This is a genomic window from Haloarcula sp. H-hyl2, assembly GCF_056934385.1.
The window spans coordinates 710,693-731,021 of record NZ_JBRIIJ010000002.1; the positions used below are offsets into that span (position 1 = coordinate 710,693).

General features: G+C 66.2%; 21 protein-coding genes and 3 tRNA genes. 14 read left to right on the top strand and 10 right to left on the bottom strand.

Annotation, left to right across the window (positions count from 1 at the left end; all coding sequences use genetic code 11):
• Positions 1-136 precede the first annotated feature (136 nt).
• The gene (gene citZ / locus Hhyl2_RS13490; protein WP_483551290.1) at positions 137-1,282 is read left to right on the top strand and encodes a citrate synthase; all 1,146 of its coding nucleotides are present in this window, start codon (positions 137-139) and stop codon (positions 1,280-1,282) included.
• Positions 1,283-1,649: 367 nt separating this feature from the next.
• Here the strand turns inward: citZ and Hhyl2_RS13495 are convergent.
• Positions 1,650-1,723 (bottom strand) — tRNA-Val (locus Hhyl2_RS13495).
• Between the two features lie 84 nt (positions 1,724-1,807).
• Here Hhyl2_RS13495 and Hhyl2_RS13500 point away from each other — a divergent pair.
• From Hhyl2_RS13500 to Hhyl2_RS13515, 4 genes are all read left to right on the top strand, one after another.
• Complete coding sequence (locus tag Hhyl2_RS13500; protein ID WP_483551291.1) at positions 1,808-2,386, top strand: DUF192 domain-containing protein; 579 nt, start codon at positions 1,808-1,810, stop codon at positions 2,384-2,386.
• 40 nt (positions 2,387-2,426) lie between these two features.
• Positions 2,427-4,349, top strand: a complete 1,923-nt coding sequence (locus Hhyl2_RS13505) for an ABC transporter ATP-binding protein (protein ID WP_483551292.1) — start codon at positions 2,427-2,429, stop codon at positions 4,347-4,349.
• Between the two features lie 48 nt (positions 4,350-4,397).
• Positions 4,398-4,847: a hypothetical protein gene (locus Hhyl2_RS13510; RefSeq protein ID WP_483551293.1), complete on the top strand. Its 450-nt coding sequence runs from the start codon at positions 4,398-4,400 to the stop codon at positions 4,845-4,847.
• 192 nt (positions 4,848-5,039) lie between these two features.
• Positions 5,040-5,477 (top strand): DUF302 domain-containing protein, encoded by a 438-nt coding sequence (locus tag Hhyl2_RS13515; protein ID WP_483551294.1) that lies wholly within the window; start codon positions 5,040-5,042, stop codon positions 5,475-5,477.
• Positions 5,478-5,490: 13 nt separating this feature from the next.
• Here the strand turns inward: Hhyl2_RS13515 and Hhyl2_RS13520 are convergent, their stop codons facing one another.
• Genes Hhyl2_RS13520 through coxB form a run of 3 tightly spaced genes read right to left on the bottom strand, consistent with a single transcriptional unit; the run spans position 5,491 to position 9,078 of the window.
• Complete coding sequence (locus tag Hhyl2_RS13520; protein WP_483551295.1) at positions 5,491-5,757, bottom strand: cytochrome C oxidase subunit IV family protein; 267 nt, start codon at positions 5,755-5,757, stop codon at positions 5,491-5,493.
• A gap of 4 nt (positions 5,758-5,761) precedes the next feature.
• Positions 5,762-8,305, bottom strand: coding sequence for a cbb3-type cytochrome c oxidase subunit I (locus tag Hhyl2_RS13525; protein ID WP_483551296.1), 2,544 nt, complete (start codon positions 8,303-8,305; stop codon positions 5,762-5,764).
• Positions 8,302-9,078, bottom strand: coding sequence for a cytochrome c oxidase subunit II (gene coxB / locus Hhyl2_RS13530; protein WP_483551297.1), 777 nt, complete (start codon positions 9,076-9,078; stop codon positions 8,302-8,304). Before coxB ends, Hhyl2_RS13525 begins: the two co-directional genes overlap by 4 nt.
• A 118-nt stretch (positions 9,079-9,196) precedes the next feature.
• Between coxB and Hhyl2_RS13535 the strand changes: the two genes are divergently transcribed.
• Both Hhyl2_RS13535 and Hhyl2_RS13540 read left to right on the top strand, forming a co-directional pair.
• Complete coding sequence (locus Hhyl2_RS13535) at positions 9,197-9,721, top strand: DUF6789 family protein (protein ID WP_483551298.1); 525 nt, start codon at positions 9,197-9,199, stop codon at positions 9,719-9,721.
• A 113-nt stretch (positions 9,722-9,834) separates the two neighbouring features.
• Entirely contained in the window at positions 9,835-10,542 is a 708-nt protein-coding gene (locus Hhyl2_RS13540; protein ID WP_483551299.1) for a creatininase family protein, read from the top strand.
• Here Hhyl2_RS13540 and Hhyl2_RS13545 read toward each other — a convergent pair.
• The 3 genes from Hhyl2_RS13545 to Hhyl2_RS13555 form a co-directional block, all read right to left on the bottom strand.
• Complete coding sequence (locus tag Hhyl2_RS13545; RefSeq protein ID WP_483551300.1) at positions 10,539-10,985, bottom strand: DUF5790 family protein; 447 nt, start codon at positions 10,983-10,985, stop codon at positions 10,539-10,541. The two genes, Hhyl2_RS13540 and Hhyl2_RS13545, sit on opposite strands and share 4 nt — an antisense overlap.
• A 106-nt stretch (positions 10,986-11,091) precedes the next feature.
• Positions 11,092-12,198: a DUF7544 domain-containing protein gene (locus Hhyl2_RS13550; protein ID WP_483551301.1), complete on the bottom strand. Its 1,107-nt coding sequence runs from the start codon at positions 12,196-12,198 to the stop codon at positions 11,092-11,094.
• A 48-nt stretch (positions 12,199-12,246) separates the two neighbouring features.
• Entirely contained in the window at positions 12,247-12,594 is a 348-nt protein-coding gene (locus tag Hhyl2_RS13555; protein ID WP_483551302.1) for a dihydroneopterin aldolase family protein, read from the bottom strand.
• A gap of 75 nt (positions 12,595-12,669) precedes the next feature.
• Here Hhyl2_RS13555 and azf point away from each other — a divergent pair, with 75 nt between their 5' ends.
• Positions 12,670-13,443, top strand: a complete 774-nt coding sequence (gene azf, locus Hhyl2_RS13560) for an NAD-dependent glucose-6-phosphate dehydrogenase Azf (protein ID WP_483551303.1) — start codon at positions 12,670-12,672, stop codon at positions 13,441-13,443.
• Here azf and Hhyl2_RS13565 read toward each other — a convergent pair.
• Positions 13,440-14,051: a DUF309 domain-containing protein gene (locus tag Hhyl2_RS13565; RefSeq protein WP_483551304.1), complete on the bottom strand. Its 612-nt coding sequence runs from the start codon at positions 14,049-14,051 to the stop codon at positions 13,440-13,442. The genes azf and Hhyl2_RS13565 overlap by 4 nt on opposite strands.
• A gap of 297 nt (positions 14,052-14,348) precedes the next feature.
• A tRNA-Arg gene (locus tag Hhyl2_RS13570) sits at positions 14,349-14,421 on the bottom strand.
• Between the two features lie 134 nt (positions 14,422-14,555).
• Between Hhyl2_RS13570 and Hhyl2_RS13575 the strand changes: the two genes are divergently transcribed.
• The 4 genes from Hhyl2_RS13575 to Hhyl2_RS13590 all read left to right on the top strand — a co-directional run bounded on the left by Hhyl2_RS13575 (position 14,556) and on the right by Hhyl2_RS13590 (position 18,194).
• Positions 14,556-15,035: a hypothetical protein gene (locus Hhyl2_RS13575; protein WP_483551305.1), complete on the top strand. Its 480-nt coding sequence runs from the start codon at positions 14,556-14,558 to the stop codon at positions 15,033-15,035.
• Positions 15,036-15,190: 155 nt separating this feature from the next.
• Entirely contained in the window at positions 15,191-16,621 is a 1,431-nt protein-coding gene (locus Hhyl2_RS13580) for a single-stranded DNA binding protein (protein WP_483551306.1), read from the top strand.
• A gap of 121 nt (positions 16,622-16,742) precedes the next feature.
• A complete protein-coding gene (locus tag Hhyl2_RS13585) occupies positions 16,743-17,180 on the top strand; it encodes a histone (protein ID WP_483551307.1) in 438 nt (145 codons plus the stop codon).
• Positions 17,181-17,186: 6 nt separating this feature from the next.
• Positions 17,187-18,194, top strand: a complete 1,008-nt coding sequence (locus tag Hhyl2_RS13590) for a histone deacetylase family protein (RefSeq protein ID WP_483551308.1) — start codon at positions 17,187-17,189, stop codon at positions 18,192-18,194.
• Here Hhyl2_RS13590 and cca read toward each other — a convergent pair.
• On the bottom strand, positions 18,173-19,525 hold the full coding sequence (gene cca, locus Hhyl2_RS13595; protein ID WP_483551309.1) for a CCA tRNA nucleotidyltransferase: 1,353 nt from the start codon (positions 19,523-19,525) through the stop codon (positions 18,173-18,175). The genes Hhyl2_RS13590 and cca overlap by 22 nt on opposite strands.
• Before the next feature lie 95 nt (positions 19,526-19,620).
• Here cca and Hhyl2_RS13600 point away from each other — a divergent pair.
• Together Hhyl2_RS13600 and Hhyl2_RS13605 are read left to right on the top strand one after the other, a co-directional pair.
• Positions 19,621-19,693, top strand: a tRNA-Asn gene (locus Hhyl2_RS13600).
• A gap of 276 nt (positions 19,694-19,969) precedes the next feature.
• On the top strand, positions 19,970-20,329 hold the full coding sequence (locus tag Hhyl2_RS13605; protein WP_483551310.1) for a hypothetical protein: 360 nt from the start codon (positions 19,970-19,972) through the stop codon (positions 20,327-20,329).

The following is a 20,329-nucleotide window of genomic DNA, read 5'->3' on the forward strand; positions in this document are numbered from 1 at the left end:
TCCGGACGAGTTCGATACATTAGTTAAAACAATATCCTCGCTCACCGACCGTTCGTCCATTCCTATTCCCCCGGCTCTGTGACAGCGGCAGCCGGAAAGAAAATGTTTTTCCCGGCACGTCGGGAACCCTCACGGTATGTCTGACGACCTCAAGAAGGGGCTCGAAGGTGTCCTCGTCGCCGAGTCCAGTCTCAGCATGATCGACGGCGACGTCGGTAGACTCGTCTACCGTGGCTACACCATCGAGGACCTCGCGAACGGCGCCAGTTACGAAGAGGTGCTGTACCTGCTCTGGCACGGTCACCTCCCGAACGCCGAGGACCTCGCGGCCTTCGAGGACGCGATGGCGGGCGAGCGCGGGGTCGACGACGACGTCATCGACACCGTCCGCCAGCTGGCCGAGGCCGACGAGAACCCGATGGCCGCACTCCGGACCGCCGTCTCGATGCTGTCGGCGTACGATCCGGCGGACGAGGACGCCGACCCCACAGACGAGGCGGTCAATCTCGCGAAGGGCCGACGGATTACGGCCAAGATTCCGACGATCATCGCAGCCTTCACCCGCATCCGTAACGGCGAGGACCCGGTCGAACCCCGCCAGGACCTGGACCACGCGGCGAACTTCCTGTACATGCTCAACGGCGAGGAACCAGACGACGTGCTCGCGGACGTCTTCGATCAGGCACTCGTCCTCCACGCCGACCACGGCATCAACGCCTCGACGTTCTCGGCGATGGTCACCGCCTCGACGCTCTCGGACGTCCATAGCTCGGTCACCTCGGCCATCGGGACGCTGAAGGGTCCGCTCCACGGCGGCGCCAACCAGGACGTCATGGAGATGCTCAAGGAGGTCGACGACGCCGATCAGGACCCCCTGGACTGGGTCAAGAGCGCACTCGACGAGGGCCGTCGCGTCTCCGGGTTCGGCCACCGTGTCTACAACGTCAAGGACCCGCGCGCGAAGATCCTCGGCGAGCGCTCGAAGGAACTCGGCGAGGCTGCGGGCTCCCTGAAGTGGTACGAGATGTCCACGACAATCGAGGACTACCTCATGGAGGAGAAGGGCCTGGCCCCGAACGTCGACTTCTACTCGGCCTCGACGTACTACCAGATGGGTATCCCCATCGACATCTACACCCCTATCTTCGCGATGTCCCGCGTGGGCGGCTGGGTCGCCCACGTCCTGGAGTACATCGAGGACAACCGCCTCATCCGGCCGCGCGCTCGGTACACCGGCGCCGATCCCGACGAGACCGAGTTCGTCCCCATCGACGAGCGGTAGGCGGCTCCGGGTTCTCCCGTTTTCCGCGCAGTAGCAGCTTCTGCTTCGGCATCTCGGAGGACAACGAACCCTCGTGAGGGGTCCCCCGGCGGTGTTGTGGCCGTGAGCGAGTGGCGCGACGGCAGTCGCGCCCGAGCGAAGACGGGGAAAGGCAGGGCTGTACTTCGGGCAGCTGCGAGCGGTGCCCGGTCGTATGGGCACGCGGACTACCCATTGCGCTCGGCTTGTGCGCGATAGCGCAAGGGATCGCCGGAACGGCGCTCTCCCGGCGGATTCGAATCAGGGAACGGAGTACCACGGAGTGACCGTGGTTCGAATCCGCCCGGAAGAGAGGTTCATCGCTCACGAGCCGTTCGCGGAGAATCTATGGGTCCGGGCGGATTCGAACCACCGACCTCGGCCTTGTAAAGGCCACGTCATAACCAACTAGACCACGGACCCTCGTTCCATCGTTCCCCATCGGCAGGAATAACGCTTTCTCTCTCGGTCGGAACCCTTACCGTCGCGCTGGCCCTCTCGACCGGTATGGAGCGACGGGCCGGTATCGCCATCCTCGGTACGGTCGCCCTGCTGGTCGGGGGGGCACTCCTCCTACAGACGGGCGCGTGGGTCGACCTGATCGGGACCGGCGACTACGAGCGTGGGACGGTCACCGTCCGCGAGGGGGAGACGACCGCCGCACCCGACTCGACGGCGACGGGGACGGCCACCGCAACGCCCGGAACCACAGTCGCGGTCAAGGGTGACGGCGCGACGCTGGCGACAGTCGAGGTCCGAATCGCGGACACGGGGACGAAACGGTACGTCGGGTTGAGCGAGACGGATTCACTGGGGCCCGACGAGGGGATGTTGTTCGTCCACGACGAAGTGGGGGCCCACGCCTACGTCATGCGGAACATGTCGTTCCCGCTGGATATCATCTTCGTCGACGCCGACGGCACCATCACGACTATCCACCACGCGTCGCTGCCCGATCCCGGCGACGAGACGCTGCATCGCTATCGGGGCCGTGGGAAGTACGTCCTCGAAGTGAACCGCGGGTGGGCCAACCGGACCGGCGTCGCGGTGGGCGACCGGGTCGAACTCCCGGCGGGCGTCGCGTAGCCCGACGGTCTTTTGCGCGTCCGGGCCATCACGTCGGGTAATGGATATCGACGCGGCATCGGACGACGACGCGTTCGAGGACGCCCGCGAGCGGGTCGAGCGGCCGATGTGGCGGCTGTTCACCGAGTACGGGCGTGGCCAGCGACTGGCCTTCGTCGCCGGTCTCATCAGCTCTATCGCCGCCCGGATGCTCGACCTGTTGCCCCCGATCTTGCTCGCGCTGGCTATCGACGCCGTCATCCAGCAGACCGACACCACCTACGGCCTGCTGTTCGTCCCCGACGCCTGGATTCCGCCGGGACAGACCGGACAGCTGTGGCTGACTGCGGGGCTGATCGCGGCCTCGTTCGGCTTCGGCGCTGTCTTCCACTATTCGCGGAACTGGGGGTGGAACAAGTTCGCCCAGCACGTCCAGCACGCGGTGCGGACCGACACCTACGAGACGATGCAGCGGCTGAACATGGATTTCTTCGCCGACAAGCAGACCGGCGAGATGATGTCGGTCCTCTCGAACGACGTCAATCGCCTGGAGAAGTTCCTCAACGACGGACTGAACTCCTCCTCGCGACTGATCATCATGGTCGTCGGTATCGCCGCCTATCTGTTCTACATGAACTGGCAACTGGCGCTGGTCGCGCTGTTGCCGGTGCCGCTCATCGCGGTGTTCACCAAACGGTTCATCGAGACCATCCAGCCCAAGTACGCCGACGTGCGCTCCTCGGTCGGGAAGCTCAACTCCCGGCTGGAGAACAACTTAAGCGGCATCCAGATTATCAAGACGGCCAACACCGAGGAGTACGAGTCCGACCGCGTCGAGGACAGTTCCCAGGAGTATCTCGACGCCAACTGGGACGCCATCGAGACGCGTATCACCTTCTTCCCGGGGTTGCGCCTGGTCTCGGGCATCGGCTTCGTCGTCACGTTCGTCGTCGGCGGCCTGATGGTCATCGGTCAGCCACCGGGGCCGCTGACCGCCTCGCTCTCCCCCGGGGAGTTCGTCGCCTTCATCATCTACACCCAGCGGTTCGTCTGGCCGATGGCCCAGTTCGGGCAGATCATCAACATGTACCAGCGGGCCTACGCCTCCGCCGAGCGGGTCTTCGGGCTGATGGAGACGCCAGGGCGCCTCGAAGAACGCGAGGACGCCCCGCCGCTGTCGGTGACCGAGGGAGCCGTCGAGTACGACGACGTCACCTTCGGCTACGGTGGGGACGATCCGGTCCTCTCGGACGTCTCGTTCACCGTCGACGGTGGGGAGACGGTCGCGCTGGTCGGGCCGACCGGCGCCGGCAAGTCGACCGTCATGAAACTGCTCTTGCGGATGTACGACGTCGACGAGGGTGCCGTCCGCATCGACGGTCAGGACCTCCGGGACGTCCAGATCCCGAGTATCCGGCAGGCCATCGGCTACGTCAGCCAGGAGACGTTCCTCTTCTACGGGACGGTCCGTGACAACATCGCCTACGGCACCTTCGACGCCAGCGACGAGGCGATCCGCGAGGCCGCGAAGGCCGCCGAGGCCCACCAGTTCATCCAGAACCTTCCCGACGGCTACGACACGATGGTGGGCGAGCGCGGTGTCAAACTCTCCGGCGGGCAGCGCCAGCGGATCGCCATCGCTCGCGCGATGCTCAAAGACCCCGACATCCTCGTGTTGGACGAGGCCACGAGCGACGTCGACACGGAGACGGAGATGCTCATCCAGCGCTCGCTGGACGAACTGACCGCCGACCGCACGACCTTCGCTATCGCCCACCGGCTCTCGACGATCAAGGACGCCGACACGATCGTCGTCCTCGAAGACGGGGAGATCGTCGAACGTGGGACCCACGACGACCTGCTGGCCGCTGACGGCCTCTACGCCAACCTCTGGGCGGTCCAGGCCGGCGAGATCGACGAACTGCCCGAGGAGTTCGTCCAGCGTGCGGTCCGCCGGCGTGCCCGCACCGACGCCGACGACTGATAGCTCTCGGGTAAACTGTTATTACGGAGTGCCATGTAACCACTTGGCATGGCGACCGCATACCTCGTGAGTACGGCGTTGATGGCGGTACTCGCGGTCGCGGTGGTGGCATGGATGATGAACGGGCGGAAGTGGTATCACTACTCGCCGCCGGCAGAGGGTGCCGCCGCGCTACCGAGCACCCAGGAGAGTGGCTCGGGTGGGCCGATCGGCCAACTCGCCAGCCAACCCGCGGTCCAACTCGCTGCCTTCGTGGGACTGGTCGTCGCGGCGCTGGTGGTCCCCATCGTCTACATCTCGGCACCGGCAGAGAGCCAGGGGATGGCCGGGATGGCCGTCGCTCTCGGGGGCGGCGTGCTGGTGGTCGGGTACCTGCTCTACGGCGTCTACGTGGCCGCGACGGGTCGTGGCCACCCTCGTTCGCTGGCGGTCGCCGAGTCCGCGACCGTCGCTGCCACTCTCTTTCTGGTCGCGATCGCGGCGCGACTGATGATGTAGCGGCCCGCTGGTCGGGTCGATACCGCCGCCGTAACGCTCTCTTGCTGTCACCACTCGTCCACCGTTGCAACCCCGATTTTTCTCACAGATAACTATAAGCTCTCGCCACGCGACGAGTCGGCCATGTGTCTCTCACCATCTGGAGTGCCGACAGACGGACGTCTGCCCCGCCACAGGACCGGCTGAGCGGGCATGCACCACTGTATCAAGCGGACAGTCACTGGGGGCGTGGACGACGTCGTCACGCGGGTACGTGGACGACTGGAGAAAGACGGGTTCGACGTGGTGTGTGATATCGACGTCCCGACAACCCTGGCGGAGGGGTTCGACGAGGAGCGCCGCTACCGCCTCCTCGGGGTGAGCAACCCGTCGCTGGCGGCCGGACTGTCCGCGGATCCGGACCTGGGTGTCCTGTTGCCCTGCACCATCGCCGTCTACGAGAATTCGGAGGGGGAGACCGTCGTCAGTGCCGTCAATCCGCGTGCGATGTTTTCGGTCGTGGGAGACGTGACACTCGACGGACTCGCGACCGAGATGAGCGTCACGTTCGACCGATTGCTCGGGGATATCGCCTCGGCCGACGTCGGCACGGACGCACAGGCCGAGACGGGACCGCCGGCCTCGAACTAGCTGGCGGCCGGGTCTAGATGATCGAGTAGGCAGCAGCAGCGGTCAGTGCCAGTGCAGCGATCGTCCCGCCGGCGACGAGGTACGTCACAGACCTGGGCTCCCAGCGCAAGTGCTGGTAGTAGGCGGCGACGCCGACAGCCTTGACGATCGACAGCACCATGATGAGGCCGAACGCCAGCCAGTAGGCGCTGTCGACGAGGCCGGCGAACTCGACGACGGCCTGGGCGGTCGCGAAGACGAACAGTACGACGTATATCAGGGTGTATCCTTTCCAGTCCATGGTTTTAGAGGATGTAGAACAGCGGGAACAGGAACAGCCACACGATGTCGACGAAGTGCCAGTACAGGCCGAAGTACTCGATTGGCTTGTCGTCGCCCTGGTAGGCCCCGTTCCAGGCCCGAATCGCCATGTAGGCACAGATTATCAGCCCGATGACGACGTGGGCGCCGTGTAACCCCGTCGTCAGGTAGAACGTCGACGACCCGATGTTCGTCGAGAGGTTCCATCCGTTGGGGAACGCCTCGCTGTGGATGTGGAACAGGTGTTGCCATTCGATCCCCTTGTTGATGAGGAAGCCGACCCCGAGCGCGAAGGTACCGACCAGTGCAGCGACGGTGCCGCGGCGACTCTCCCGTTCGGCGGCGACCATCGCGATGACGACGAGGAAACTCGACGTCAGCAACAGGTAGGTGTTGATCAGTCCCGGCATCGTGACGTGGGCCGCCGGGATGAGGTCGTGGTGCCAGTCCTGCCAGCCGTAGGCGACCCGGACGAAACAGTACGAGCCGATGAACGCGCCGAAGAGGACGATGTCGCTGGCCAGGAACGTCCACATCCCGAGTTTCATCTTCTCGACGCCCTCGAAGGGCCACCGCTCGGCGATAGCCATCTCGGGCGCGTGGAACGACTCACGAGTCATCCCGAACAGCGAGGCGAACGTCGCCAGGCCGCCGGTCAGCGCCATCCCGACGTAGACGACACTGCCGGTCCTCACCCCCGAGAGGCCCAGGAACAGCACGAATCCGCCGAGGCTGATGAGGAACGGCCAGAAACTCGCATGACTGGCGTGTTCCTCACCGCCGGTCTCCTGGGCGGTCCCCATCGCCGTCGCTTGTGTCGCGGTCACGGGCGTCGCGGTCCCGCCGTCGGTGGCGGTCCCCCCGTCCGCGGCGACACCGTCGGTCCGCTGGGCGACCTCCTCGTCCGAGAGGAAGGACAGCGAGCCGTCGGCGTAACTGGGGAGGCCGGGGAAGTTCTCCAGCGGCGGCGGCGAGGAGACGGCCCACTCGGCGGTGGTGGCGTACTCCCAGGGGTTGTCCCCCGCGTCCGCGCCCCGCCACAGCGAGACGAACAGGTTGTAGAACATGATGAGGAAACTCGCGCCGAGGATGAACCCGCCGACGGTGGCCATCGAATGCCAGATCTGGAGGTCCTGGGAGTACTCGAAGACGCGCCGGGGCGTCTCCCAGGCGACGAACATCGGGAAGTACAGCAGGTTGAATCCGACGAAGTACACCGCGAAGTGGAGTTTCCCGAGGAACTCGTCGTACATCTTCCCGGTGATCTTCGGGTACCAGTAGTAGAGCCCGCCAAACAGCGCGGTCGCGCCCGAGACCATCACGTAGTGGAAGTGCGCGACCACCCAGTAGGTCCCGCGGAACTGGTAGTCCAGCACGATGGCGCCCAGGAAGACGCCGGTGATGCCGCCGACGATGAAGAGGATGAGCGCGCCCAGCGAGAACAGGAAGGGTGTGGTGAAGCGGACGCGACCCTTCGCCATCGTGTAGATCAGCGAGAAGACCATCAGGTCGAAGGGTAAGGAGATGCCGATGGTCGTCGCCATGAAGACGGTCTTGATGGGGAGGTTGATGCCGGTCAGGAACATGTGGTGCATCCAGACGACGAAGCTCTGGATGGCCACCAGCACCATCGCGATAATGAACCACTTCCGGCCGACGAGTCGGCGCCCGGTGAAGGTCTGGAAGCACTCGGCCATGACGCCAAGCGCCGGGAAGAAGACGATATACACCTCCGGATGGCCGAAGAACCAGAACAGATGGGCCCACAGGAGCGACGCGCCGGGGTTCTCGGCGCTGGTTCCCAGCGTCGACCCGTCGTTGGCGAACTGGAAGTAGGTCGTCCCGATGATGTGATCAGACGCGAGGATCATCAGCGCCGCCAGCAGCGCCGCGAACGCGAAGAGCATCATCCAGACGGTGAGGTTGATCGTCAGCGAGAAGACGGGGATGTCCCGCATCCGGAGCCCTTCCGCGCGCATCCGGTACATGGTCGTCAGGAAGTTGACCGACCCCATCGTGACCGCGGCGGTGAACATGATGAGCGCGAGCACGACCGAGGTGGCGCCCAGTCCCTCGCCGGGGATGTAGGCGGGCGTGTTCAACGGCGCGTACATCGTCCATCCGCCCGCGAACGTCGTCCCCTGGAAGAAGGAGACGCCCATCAGGATACCGGAGAACAGATAGAGCCAGTACGACAGGGCGTTCAGCCGCGGGAACGCGAGGTCGTCGGCACCGATCTGGAGCGGGACGACGTAGTTGGCGAAGCCGAAGGCAAAGGGCGAGATGAACCAGAACACCATCAGCAGGCCGTGGGTCGAGACCGCCTGGTTGTACCCCATCGACCCGAGCAGGTCCGCGCCGGGGTTGATCAGTTCCAGGCGGAACAGCAGCGCGAGCATCCCGCCGAAGACCAGGAAGAACAGCGCGGTGATGAGATAGAGGATGCCAATGTCCTTGTGGTTGGTCGTGAGGAACCACCGACTCACCGAGGACTTGGGCGGGAGGCCGTGTTCGTGGTCGTGGCTCATGCCGGCACCTCCTGTGGTGCGCTCACGCTGGCGGGCGTCGCCGGGGCCACGCTCGCGTTCTCGTCAGGTGCGGACGTGTTCGCGTACCAGTCGTCGTACTCCTGCTCTGGCATGACGTGGACGGGTGCGGTCATCACCGAGTGGCCGCTCCCACAGAGTTCGTAGCACTTGGCCTGGTAGTCGGCAACCTCCGGGGCGGTGAACCACGCGGAGGTGGTCTGGCCGGGGAGGGCGTCGGTCTTCACCCGCAACTCCGGTATCCCGAAGTTGTGGAACACGTCCCGCGATGTCACGTTCAACTTGACCACCCTGTCTTTGGGGACCCGGAGCGTCGAGCTCTCGTGGCCGTTCGGATACCGGAACGTCCAGCCGAACCGGTAGCCCTCGACGTCGATCTCCAGTGCGTCGATGTTGTCGCCCTCCGGCGCGGTCTCGACGTACAGCAGCGTCGTGTACGTCCAGGCGATCAGCGAGATGACGATGACCGCGCTGATACCGAACGAGTAGAACACTTTCCGACCGCCCTTGCCGCCGGTCGGTAACTCCCCCATCGAGGGGCGTTCGACCTTGTCGGCGTATGGATCTTCTTCCTCCCCGGAATCACGGTACTTGAGCGCGTGGTACATCGTGTAGACGACCACGACGATACCTACGGCCGTGCCGAGGACGAGGAACACCTCGAAGATGCTGTTGAAGACGTCGCTTGGCGCCCTGACGCTCCCACCGTGCAACGGTATCCCAACCACGGCGTGTGGTATCACATATCCCGCCATTTCGTTGATGATATTCCGCACCGTGTATTAGGCATTATGGACAGCAATATTACACAAGTCCCTCCTTCGCCGCACATGTGCGGGAACCTTTTTACCCGTTGGTATGTTACACCACACCATGAACGATACGACGCCAGGCCTCGACGATCCGATGGCCGAGGAGTCGGTGACCGACAACGAGGAGTTCGACAGCCTCGTCGGGATCATCGCCGACGGCATCGTCGGCGCCGCCGGCGGACTCGTGGGCACTGCCATGATGACTGTCGTCTTCCTCATCGCACAGTCGCTCGGGGCGTTCAGCCTCACGGACTTCGCGATACTGACCGAACTCGTCGGCCTGACCGGCTACGTGCCGGAGGTCCTGTTCGGCTTCTTCATCTTCCTGGGCGGCGGGATGTTCCCGTGGCCGCTGCTGTTCGCGTCACTGAAGGCCTATCTGCCCGGCCAGTCGTCGGACGCCGTCAGCGGGGCCTTCTTCGGCGCCGCGATGTGGACGGGGTTCGTCCTGGCCTTCTACACCGGGCAGAGTGGCATCGAACTCGTGCTGTACGTCGTCCTGACGCTGCTCGCCCACGTCGTCTACGGCGTCGGCCTCGGGATGGTCTTCGAGTACTTCGCCTCGCGACCGGACTCGATCGTCTGAGACTGCGCTATCCCGGGGCCTCCCTCGGCCCCGGTTTTCTCGATCCCTTCCTGAGATCCCTTTCTTTGCTGAGACCCCCCTTCTTTGTAGTCTCCCCACGCACACGTGCTCGTATGCACCTGCGCGAGACGACGTGGACCGACGCCGACGACGTAGCGACCGACTTGGCGGTGCTCCCGGTCGGGAGCACGGAACAGCACGGCCCCCACGCGCCGCTGGGGACCGACGTCTTGACGGCCGAGGCGGTCGCCGAGGCGGGCGTCGACGCGTACGATGGTGAGGTGGTCGTCGCGCCGGCGATTCCCGTTGGCGTCGCGGAGGAACACCGTCGCTTCGCGGGGACGCTGTGGGTCAGTGAGGACACCTTCCGCCAGTACGTCCGCGAGACTGTCGGTAGTCTGGCCCACCACGGCTGGGACCGCGTGGTGGTCGTCAACGGCCACGGCGGCAACGTCGGGCCGCTCCGAGAGGTCTGTGGCCGGGTGACCAGACACGACGACGCCTACACGGTGCCGTTCACGTGGTTCGACGCCGTCGACGCGCCCGATATGGGTCACGGCGGGCCGGTCGAGACGAGTCTCCTCCAGCACGTCCGGCCCGACCTGGTCCACGAGGACCGACTCGACGACGCGGCCGCCGACGGAGCCGACGGCTGGGGCGAGTGGGTCGACGGCGTGAACCTGGCCTACGACACCGACGAGTTCAGCGAGAACGGGACGGTCGGGGACCCACGCGAGGGTGGCCCCGACCGCGGCGAGGCACTGCTCGACGCGGCCAGCGAGGCGCTGGCGACGCTACTCGACCGCGTGGCGACGCGTTAGGCCTCTGCTTCCTCTGTGTCGCCGTCCGCGTCGGCTTCTGGTCCGTCGTCACCCTCGTCGAACGACTCGAGCGTGCTCCGGAGCTGTGGAATCGTCGCGGTGAGGTCGCCGACCTGTTCGCGGGCCTCCTCGACGTCCTCGATGAGGTCCTCGACGTCCTCGATGGCGTCGGCGAGGTCGTCGGCGTCCTCGAACGCGTCGGCGCGTTCGCCCATCGTGTACCACTTCTTGGCGTCCCGGAGGTGGTCCTCGGCGTCGCCGACGTCCAGCGCGCCCTTCAGTGCGTTGAGCACGCCCAGCGTGTTGTCGGCCTCGACATCCCAGATGGCGTCGGCGTCGGGGAGCGCCTGGCGTGCCTCCGCCAGTGACGCCTCCACGTCCGAGCGCATCTCGCTTGCGGCCTCGCCGAACAGTTCGTCGTCGTCAAGACTTGTCTGTCCCATACCTCCCCGTTCGAGCGGTGGGGGATTAAAAGCCAGCCTGAAAGTGAAAGTGTAACCGCACGACAGCGAACGGCCGCCACGGCGGAAACCGAAAACTGGGTCGGACTCAGGCGTTCTCCTCGCTGCGGAGGTCTGCCCGGACCGCTGGCAGCGGGTCCATGGTCTCGTCGATGTCGCCCAGCACGAGCATCGCGTAGTACCGCAGGAACGACTGCAGGGGCGCTTTGATGAGGTTCGCGACCACGAGCAACACGAGCAGGTACAGGAGGAAGACGATGCCGGCGCCGATCCAGCCGGCGGCCTGACTGACAGTGAACAGCCCGAACCCGACGATGGCGCCGACGATACCGAACGGGATGGCGACGACGAGGGCGGCGACGACCCCGGCGATGGTCCCGATGATGCCCACACCGATTGCCAACACTACCGAGAAGAAGACGTAGGCCAGGTACTGCTTCGGTTCGGCGGCCAGCGAGCCCCACAGCTGTTTCCAGCCGTCGACCAGCCCGCGTTCCTGGCTGACCATCATGGGCACGACGAAGACGTTGGTGAAGCCGTTGACGAGGCCGTAGACGACGGCGATACCGATAGCGCCGACGATGAGCAGGCCGAGCGACCCCGCGAAGGCGGTGGCGTTCGGATCTTGGAGGCTCCCACCGAGCAAGAGGATGTAGACGACCGCGAGTCCGATCCCCGCGATCACCAGCATGAGGAACCCGAGGACGATCCGGAAGCCGAATAGTCTGAGCCCGTTGCCCGCGTACCGGCCGAGATAGCGACGGACGTGCACCTCCTTGCTGATCAGCGACTGCGCGAACGCGAACTCCATGACGGCGCCGAGATAACTGAACAGGAGTGCGACGACGACGAGGGTGACGACGGCCGCCACGAGGACGGCGGTGCCGATCTCGTTCGCGAGGTTGCTCGGGTCGGCGGGCACTGGTGCGCCGACCTGGAACAGGCGTCCAGGGACCGCGGGGACCGTCTCCAGGGGGGCGGTCAGCGAGAACTCCCCGGCCGATGGTCCGCCCGTGCCGTCGCCGCCAGCGTTGCTGAACTGGCCGATGTTCTGTACGCCGCTGGTACCACCACCGCCACCGATGAAGAACACGACGAGAGCCATCCGGAGCCACTGGCGAAGGTCGAACGGGAGCAGGAAGGCCTTCGTGGCGTCGATGGCCTCGTCGATGTCGTCTACTGCGTGGAGGGTCATTTCGTTCGACGGTGCGCAAGCATCGACAGTAAAACGTTTGGACCTGTTTCAGTCTCTGACATCGTCGACCTGCATCAACGGGTACGCTCCCTCCATCGCCATGCTCGTCTCGACGGCGACGCCCTCGTAGTCGACGAGCATCGACACTTCGAGGAACCGCCCGGTCAGTTCGGTGTAGTCGGCGTCGGCGACCTCGATGGCGTCCCGTAGCGCGTCGGTCCGCACCGAGACGGTGACCGACTCACAGTAGGGTTGGTTCTCGATCGCTTCCTCCATCGCGGTGGCCAGCGAGTCGGCGCTCTCGGGGCTGACCGGCGTCCCGGCGAACTGGTGGTACAGCGAGCCGAACTTGATGCCGGCCTCGAAACACGCGACCTCCGATGACGTCGGATCCATGGGGAACTGTTCACTCGCCCGGCACATAACCGAACCGCAAGCTACCTATTCGGTGGTACCTATTCCTCCGATAACATGGAGGAGACGGTTCTGCTCACGGGCGCCGGCGGGGCTGTAGGGGAGGCCATCCTCGAGGGCATCGGGGATGCCTACGAGTGGCGACTCCTGTTCCACAACCCACCGGCCGAGGAGCCCGACCACGAGTACCTCATCGGCGACGTCGACAACGCCGACGATGTCGCGGAAGCGATGGAGGGCATCGGCGCGGTCATCCACCTCGCGGGCGACCCGCGCCCCGAGGCTCCCTGGCCGTCGGTCCTGACCAACAACATCGACGGCACCCAGAAGATGTACGAGGCCGCCGTCGCCGAGGGCGTCGAGAAGTTCGTCTTCGCGTCCTCGAACCACGCGGTCGGCGCCTTCGAGACCGACCAGCGCACGCCGGAGATGTACCGTCCCGACGACGAGTTCCTGCTCGACGGGAGCGAGTTCCCACGTCCGGGCAACCTCTACGGCGTCTCGAAGGCCACCGGCGAGGTGCTGGGTCGCTACTATCACGACGAGTACGGAATCGACGTCTGTAACATCCGCATCGGCAACCTCACGCGGGGCCACCCCCCGCTGGACTACGAGCGTGGCCAGGCGATGTGGCTCTCCTACCGGGACTGTGCGCACATCCACGACTGTGCGCTCCGGGCCGACTACGACTTCGAGATCGTCTACGGTATCTCCGACAACGACCGCAAGTACTACTCCATCGAGCGCGCGAAGGAAGTGCTCGGTTACGAGCCACGGGACAACTCCGCGCACTTCGAGGGCGAAGAGCGGGTCGTCGAACCCGATATCTAGTCGAACAGTCCGGCGACGTCGTCGTCTTTCTGCTGTTCGCGGCTCACGTGCTCCGAGAGCCGCTGGTAGACCACTGGGCGCTGATCCGCCTCGCGGACGAACGAGAACACGAGGCCGACGAACCGGCCGTCTTCGCGGTCGTTCAGTTCCGCTCGCGCGTACTCGATGGCCTGTTCGACGACGCGCTCGTCGTAGCTATCGGCCTCGGCGAGAACGTCGGCGACGACCGCTGTCGCGTCGAAGTCCAGGTCCTCGTAGCCTATGACCTCGCCGTCGTGCGTGAGTGCCGGTGGGTCCGTCCAGTCGATCCCTCGTGGATCCGCGGCGACCCGTGCGAGGAACGGCCTGACGACACCGAGGTCGACACCCCGGTACTCCGCCGGCAGATCCGCTAAGTACTCGTCGGCGCTCTCGGCCAGTCCCTGCGCGCCCGACCAGTTCTCGTGACGGCCGTGGTGGACGACCGCGGTGAACTGGATGAGGCCGTGGAGGAACCGCTCGTCGGGACCGTCGTCCAGCGCCAGCCAGCGGTCCTCCCAGGCGTCGTGGGCGGCGTGGTACCGGCCGGCGTTGTAGACCGCGATGCCGGCTCTGAGGTGGGGGCGCATGACGGTTGTTGTACGAGTACGGGCAAAAACGTCCGGACGGAGTTCCACGCGAGCGAAGCGAGCGTGGAGCACGGCCGGTCGTGAACAGCGCGGGAGCGGCGCTCCCGCGAGCACCCGGCGACACCTCACCGGTGACGAAGTGAACGTCCGGACGGAGATTTGAACACGCCGAGAAATGCTCGCTCACTCCGTTCGCTGCGCGTTCCTCGTCTGCTCAAATCTCCGCTGGCCGACATCTCTCTTCGCAGTGGCGAGCACACGCTACGCGGTGCTCGCCGACTTGCTTCGAGAGAATGACGTCCGGACGGAGATTTGAACTCCGGTCCCTGGCTCCGCAAGCCAAGAGGATAGTCCACTACCCTACCCGGACTCGTATTAGCGGAGGGTGGTGGTACTCAAAAGGGTGACGGTTCGCTCACCGGCACGCGAGAGATGTGCACACTCGCTGAAACGGTCGCTTGACCGAACACAAGGGCCTTCATTTCGGGTGCGCTCAGTGGCCATATGAACCGTCGAACGTTGCTGCAGTGTGCTGGGGCTGCTGGCCTGACAGCTGTCAGTGGCTGTCTGGCCGGCGGCGACGGGGACGGCGATCCGGACGACAGCCCCACGGAGACGACGGCCCAACAGCCAGTCGTGGCTGGAGTCGACTTCGAGGTCCGGAACCGAACGTCCGGACAGCAACGCGACGAGGCGACCGCCTCCATCGACGAAACGAGCGTCACGGTCGTCGGGACCATCTGGGGCAGCAACGGCTGCAAGACGGCCGAACCAGCGTCGGTCACCTACGACTCCGACGCGGACGAACTGACCGTCGCTGTCCGGACCGTCGACAGGGAGAGCGGCGAGGGGGTCGGCTGTACCCAGGCCATCGTCGAGATCGAGTACCGGGCCGTCGTCTCGATGGAGAACGGCGTCCCGGGGACGGTCATCGTCACCCACGATCGTGGCGACGCACCGACGGAAGTGACACGGACCCAGTAGCGATCCGACACCGCCCCGTCCGTTCCGAGCTTTTATATGGGGTGGCGGGCCCAGACCCACCGATGCGTTCCAGACCCGGCGAACCGACGGACGAGGACGGGGTAATCAGCCAACGACAACGCTTAAGCGCGGTCCATCCCTGCGTCCCATAGATAATGGGCTCCATAGAGGATATCTACGCGGATGTCGAGGCCGACGTCTCCGAGGAGGAGTTCCGCGAGGCCGTCGAGCAGAAGGTCGAGCAGATGGGGGGGCTCGCCGACGAGGAGACGGCCGCGATGCTCATCGCCCACGAACTCAGCGAGGGCGAGGTCAACGCCATCGCCGACATCGAGGCGGGGATGGACGAGGTGAAGTTCCTCGCGAAGGTCATGTCCGTCGGCGAGTTACGCACGTTCGAGCGGGACGGCGACGACGAGGACGGCCGGGTCGTCAACGTCGACGTCGCCGACGAGACCGGGACGGTTCGTCTGGCGTTCTGGGACGAGCAGGCGGTCTCCATCGACGAGGGACAACTGGACGTCGGTGACGTCCTCCGCATCAAGGGCCGACCGAAGGACGGCTACAACGGGCTGGAGGTCTCCGTCGACAAGGCCGAACCGGACGACGAGGCCACCATCGACGTCGACCCGGCCGGTGGGTCGACCATCGACTCGCTGACGATGGGCCAGGGCGACGTCACGCTCCGCGGACTCGTGCTGGACACCGACTCGATCCGAACGTTCGACCGCGACGACGGCAGCGAGGGCCGCGTGGCGAACCTCACGCTGGGCGACGAGACGGGTCGCGTCCGCGTGACGCTGTGGGACGACCGCGCGGACCGCGCCGAGGAACTGTCGGCCGGCACCGCTGTCGAGGTGGTCGACGGCTACGTCCGCGAGCGGGACGGCTCGCTGGAACTGCACGTCGGCGACGGTGGTGCCGTCGACGAGATCGACGAGTCCGTCGCCTTCGAGCCCGAGGCCGACGACATCGCCAGTGTGGAGATCGGCGACACAGTCGACGTCGCCGGCGTCGTCCGCTCGGCGGACCCGAAACGGACCTTCGAACGGGACGACGGCGGCGAGGGCCAGGTCCGGAACATCCGTGTCCAGGACGCCACCGGCGACATCCGCATCGCACTGTGGGGCGACAAGGCGGACAAGGATATCGGCCCCGGCGACGAGGTGCTCGCGGCCGACGTCGAGATCCAGGACGGCTGGCAGGACGACAAGGAAGCCTCGGCCAACTGGGCGTCGACGGTGGTCGTCCTGGAGGACAGCGTGGACACGATGGCGCCCGGCGAGGGCGGCGACGACCAGAACGCCGGCCTCGGGGAGTTCGGAAGCGACGGTGACGACAGTGCGCAGTCGACCACCTCGGCGTCCGACTCCGCCACCGACGGGTCGGCCGGCGGCGGTGCCGTCGCAGAGACCCAGGTCGAGTTCACCGGGACGGTCGTCCAGACCGGCAACCCGGCGATCCTCGACGACGGGACCGAGACCCGCACCGTCGAGACCGACGAGCGCCTGCAACTCGGACAGGAGGTCACGGTCCGGGGGACACCGACCGACGAGGACCGCATCGACGCCGACGACGTGTTCTGACCCACCGATCGATTCGCCGGACTGCGTTCGGATGGGAGGGGCGGCTGGCACGTTCGAGCCCTCTGCATGGAGCAACACCGCTACGGAAACTCTTAAGACCGCAACACCCCCGATTGTGGGTATGAGTGTCGAGTTACCGTTCGCGCCGGTCGACGCCGTCATCCGGCGGAACGCGGACGGGCTGCGGGTGAGCGCCGAGGCAGCCGAGGAACTGGCGCGCCGGATCCAGACACAGGGGTCGTCGCTGGCGGTCGAGGCCGCCGCCGAGGCGACAGCCGACGGGCGGAAGACGCTGATGCCGTCGGACTTCGGGGTCGAACACGTCCCCGACAAGGACAGGCTCGAACTGCCGGTCGCGCCGGTCGACCGCATCGCACGGCTGGACATCGACGACGACTACCGCGTGTCGATGGACGCACGCGTCGCCCTGGCGGACATCCTGGAAGCGTTCGCCGACGACACGGCGACCGCCGCGGCGACGCTCGCTCGACACGCCGGCCGACGGACGATCAAGGCCGAGGACATCGAGGCGTACTTCGAACTCGCGCAGTACTACTGACTCTGAATGAACTTCGGCTACCGCGAGGTCTGTCTCGACCACGACACCGGGCCGCGCCATCCCGAGAGTCCCGACCGCCTCCGGGCAGTCCGCCGTGCGCTCAAGGAACGCCACGGCGTCGAGTACGTCGCGGCGGGCGACGCCGACACGGACCTCGTCCGGCGGGTCCACGAGAGCGACTACATCGACGAGTTCCGCACGTTCTGCGACGACGGCGGCGGCAACTGGGACGCGGACACCGTCGCCGTCGAGGAGACCTGGGACGCTGCACTGGCATCGGCCGGTGTGTCGGTGTGGGCCGCCGAAGCCGCCCTCGACGGACTGGACGGACGTAACACCCCGTTCGGACTCGGCCGGCCACCGGGCCACCACGCCGTCGAGGACGACGCCATGGGCTTTTGTTTCATCAACAACGTCGCCGTCGCGGCACAGGCCGCCCTCGAACGCGAGGCCGACCGCGTCGCGGTCTTCGACTGGGACGTCCATCACGGCAACGGGACACAGGACATCTTCTACGACCGCGGCGACGTCTTCTACGCCTCGATCCACGAGGACGGTCTCTTCCCGGGGACCGGCGAGATCGACGAGACGGGCACCGGCGACGGCGAAGGGACGACGCTGAACATCAAGTACGAACCCGGTTCGGATACGGTCGACTACCTCGCGGCCATCGACGACTGTCTCGCACCCGCTATCGCGGAGTACGACCCGGACCTGTTGCTCATCAGCGCCGGTTTCGACGCCCACGAGCACGACCCCATCTCACGGATGCGGGTCTCCACGGAGGGGTACGGCGTGATGACCCAGCGGATGCGGTCGCTGGCCGAGGACTGCGGGGCCGGCCTCGGGTTCGTCCTGGAGGGCGGCTACGGGCTGGACACGCTGGCGGACTCCATCTCGATGGTCCACGAGGTCTTCGACGGCTACGACCCGGTCGCACCCGACGGTGAGGTCGCCAGCGAGGCCCGCGAGGTGCTGGACGACCTGGCCGATCAGGGCTTTGGCTCGAAGTAACGCGCCAGGTCGACCCCGAACGTGGGGGTGAGCGTTGCGAGCTCCGTCCCGACCAGACAGTCGTAGCCGGCGTCGAGTGCCGACTCGACGTGTGGCCCCAGGCGGACGTCGAAGACGGCGTCGCTCTCCAGCAGGGCAGCGGCCGTCGTGAACTCCCGGTCGCGCTCGACGACGTAGCGGTCGCCGTCGACGAACGGGCCGGCCACGTCGGCGTCGGCGTAGGACTCGTAGAACCCCGTCGCGTGGTCACGGACGTGGACGGGCGGCCCCTCGTGGCGCTCGACGGCCGGTCGCTCGGCGACGGCCAGTTCGGCCAGCAACACCGACTGCTCGTCGGCGAAGGCGGCCGACCGGAGGACGTCGAATCCCCGACGGTCGAGTTCGTCGGTCAGCCCCCCCAGTGACTTCTCCAGCTGGGGCCAGAGCTGATCCTCGACGACGTCGGGCGTCTCGAAGCGCAGCGCGACCGGCGTCGTCCCGCGGCGCTCGATGGCCGCCCGGACGTCCTCGGCGTCGTAGGGGGCGGGTTCGCTGGGCGTGAACAGTTCCTCGCGGGGATCAGCGAGCAGATCCCTGGCGTAGTGCTGGAGGCGGGCGACGTTCCGGGCCGAACAGACTGCGGCCACGTTGCGCTCGGGGTCGGTCGGATCGATGACCACGAGCGCGTCGTCGAAGCGTGCCGCGGCGTGGTCCTCGGGGTCGAACTCGACCGGTGGGTGCCAGTCGGCGGCGGCCTCGACGAACGCACGGAAGCTCCCGTACTCGACGACGAGCAGTTCCGTCAGATATCCCGAGAACCCCTGCGTTCGGAGGTCGCTCCCGTAGACGCCGATACCCTTCAGGAACTGCTTGGTGACCCGGACCTCGCCGGCGAGGGTGTCGTCCAGCCGCGCCTCCAGATAGCGGGTGTGGAAGGGCGTCCGGTCGACCGCCGACTGGATGGCGGTCGCGTCGGCCACGTCGTAGCAGGGGACCAGGTCCACGGCGTACCCCTCGACCTCGCCGACGACGTAGGGGTGTTCGGCGTACTCCTCGCGACCTTCGGGCAACACCGTGTGGCCGACCTCCAGGCCGTACGACTCCAGTGTCTCGCGGTCAAGCTCCGGCGGGAAACAGACGAACACGTCGATGTCCCGGTCGCCCGCCGTCCAGGTCCCGCGAGCGGTCGACCCGACCTGGACGACCTCGGCGGCGACCGGCAGCTCCTCGATGGCCGTTTCGGCCCGCTCTCGCACCTCGCTGGCGACCCGCTGGAGTCGCTCGCGCTCCTCGGCGTCGGGCGAGACCCGCTCTCGGACCCGCTCGACGACGGCATCGAACTCGTCGCTCATGTCCCGCGCTACTCATAGAGTGCGTGAAAGCGTGTCGATGCCGAACGGAAACGAAAGCCCTAATTACCAACTCCAGCAATCGTTGAGTGCGAAGAGCCGCCGTAGCTCAGCTGGTAGAGCACCTGGTTGTTACCCAGGTTGTCCCAGGTTCGAGCCCTGGCGGCGGCGCTTTCTGTTGCGACGATATATCGAGCGACAGCGCGGTGTCCGCGAGCGACGAAAACGAGACCCTGCCAGGGGTCGAGCACGCGAGTCGCAGCGGCCGAGCGGAGCGAGTCGACGTCGGACCGTTCATCTGTCGGTGGACGACTTCAGCATCTGAAGCGCTGCTCGGCGCTCTATTGTGACCGGGTCCGTAACACGAGTCGTGATGCACCCGAACTGCACGGCACACTGTCGTGACGCACAGCTAGTGAACTCGACTTCCCACGCGGAGGGACACAGATGAGCGCCGCAGTCGGCAGACGCGCCCGCCCCAGCGACGGTATCGCGTTCGCACTGCTCGTCGGCACCGTCGCGGTCGGCGCGCTCGCCTACGACGCGGTCCCTGCCGAGATGGTCGTCCACTACACGCCGCCGGGGGGCGTCTACTACGGCCCCGAGACGGTCGCGAAGGCAGTCGGCCTCAGTATCGTCCCGGCCGTGAGCACGGTGACGTTCGCTGTCGTGCGTGGCCTCCCCTTGCTCGACGACCTGGCCGACCGACTCGCGCCGGTCAGGCCCTACTACCAGGCGTGTCTCGTCGCCGTGCTGGCGCTGCTCTGTGGCACCCAACTGCTGCTCGTCGCGCTGAACGTCGCCTGA

What these genes read in the sequence shown, in the direction of transcription:
- citZ (WP_483551290.1), top strand. Translation starts at nt 137, where the DNA reads ATGTCTGACGACCTCAAGAAGGGGCTCGAAGGTGTCCTCGTCGCCGAG.
- Hhyl2_RS13500 (WP_483551291.1), top strand. Translation starts at nt 1,808, where the DNA reads ATGGAGCGACGGGCCGGTATCGCCATCCTCGGTACGGTCGCCCTGCTG.
- Hhyl2_RS13505 (WP_483551292.1), top strand. Translation starts at nt 2,427, where the DNA reads ATGGATATCGACGCGGCATCGGACGACGACGCGTTCGAGGACGCCCGC.
- Hhyl2_RS13510 (WP_483551293.1), top strand. Translation starts at nt 4,398, where the DNA reads ATGGCGACCGCATACCTCGTGAGTACGGCGTTGATGGCGGTACTCGCG.
- Hhyl2_RS13515 (WP_483551294.1), top strand. Translation starts at nt 5,040, where the DNA reads ATGCACCACTGTATCAAGCGGACAGTCACTGGGGGCGTGGACGACGTC.
- Hhyl2_RS13520 (WP_483551295.1), bottom strand. Translation starts at nt 5,757, where the DNA reads ATGGACTGGAAAGGATACACCCTGATATACGTCGTACTGTTCGTCTTC.
- Hhyl2_RS13525 (WP_483551296.1), bottom strand. Translation starts at nt 8,305, where the DNA reads ATGAGCCACGACCACGAACACGGCCTCCCGCCCAAGTCCTCGGTGAGT.
- coxB (WP_483551297.1), bottom strand. Translation starts at nt 9,078, where the DNA reads ATGGCGGGATATGTGATACCACACGCCGTGGTTGGGATACCGTTGCAC.
- Hhyl2_RS13535 (WP_483551298.1), top strand. Translation starts at nt 9,197, where the DNA reads ATGAACGATACGACGCCAGGCCTCGACGATCCGATGGCCGAGGAGTCG.
- Hhyl2_RS13540 (WP_483551299.1), top strand. Translation starts at nt 9,835, where the DNA reads ATGCACCTGCGCGAGACGACGTGGACCGACGCCGACGACGTAGCGACC.
- Hhyl2_RS13545 (WP_483551300.1), bottom strand. Translation starts at nt 10,985, where the DNA reads ATGGGACAGACAAGTCTTGACGACGACGAACTGTTCGGCGAGGCCGCA.
- Hhyl2_RS13550 (WP_483551301.1), bottom strand. Translation starts at nt 12,198, where the DNA reads ATGACCCTCCACGCAGTAGACGACATCGACGAGGCCATCGACGCCACG.
- Hhyl2_RS13555 (WP_483551302.1), bottom strand. Translation starts at nt 12,594, where the DNA reads ATGGATCCGACGTCATCGGAGGTCGCGTGTTTCGAGGCCGGCATCAAG.
- azf (WP_483551303.1), top strand. Translation starts at nt 12,670, where the DNA reads ATGGAGGAGACGGTTCTGCTCACGGGCGCCGGCGGGGCTGTAGGGGAG.
- Hhyl2_RS13565 (WP_483551304.1), bottom strand. Translation starts at nt 14,051, where the DNA reads ATGCGCCCCCACCTCAGAGCCGGCATCGCGGTCTACAACGCCGGCCGG.
- Hhyl2_RS13575 (WP_483551305.1), top strand. Translation starts at nt 14,556, where the DNA reads ATGAACCGTCGAACGTTGCTGCAGTGTGCTGGGGCTGCTGGCCTGACA.
- Hhyl2_RS13580 (WP_483551306.1), top strand. Translation starts at nt 15,191, where the DNA reads ATGGGCTCCATAGAGGATATCTACGCGGATGTCGAGGCCGACGTCTCC.
- Hhyl2_RS13585 (WP_483551307.1), top strand. Translation starts at nt 16,743, where the DNA reads ATGAGTGTCGAGTTACCGTTCGCGCCGGTCGACGCCGTCATCCGGCGG.
- Hhyl2_RS13590 (WP_483551308.1), top strand. Translation starts at nt 17,187, where the DNA reads ATGAACTTCGGCTACCGCGAGGTCTGTCTCGACCACGACACCGGGCCG.
- cca (WP_483551309.1), bottom strand. Translation starts at nt 19,525, where the DNA reads ATGAGCGACGAGTTCGATGCCGTCGTCGAGCGGGTCCGAGAGCGGGTC.
- Hhyl2_RS13605 (WP_483551310.1), top strand. Translation starts at nt 19,970, where the DNA reads ATGAGCGCCGCAGTCGGCAGACGCGCCCGCCCCAGCGACGGTATCGCG.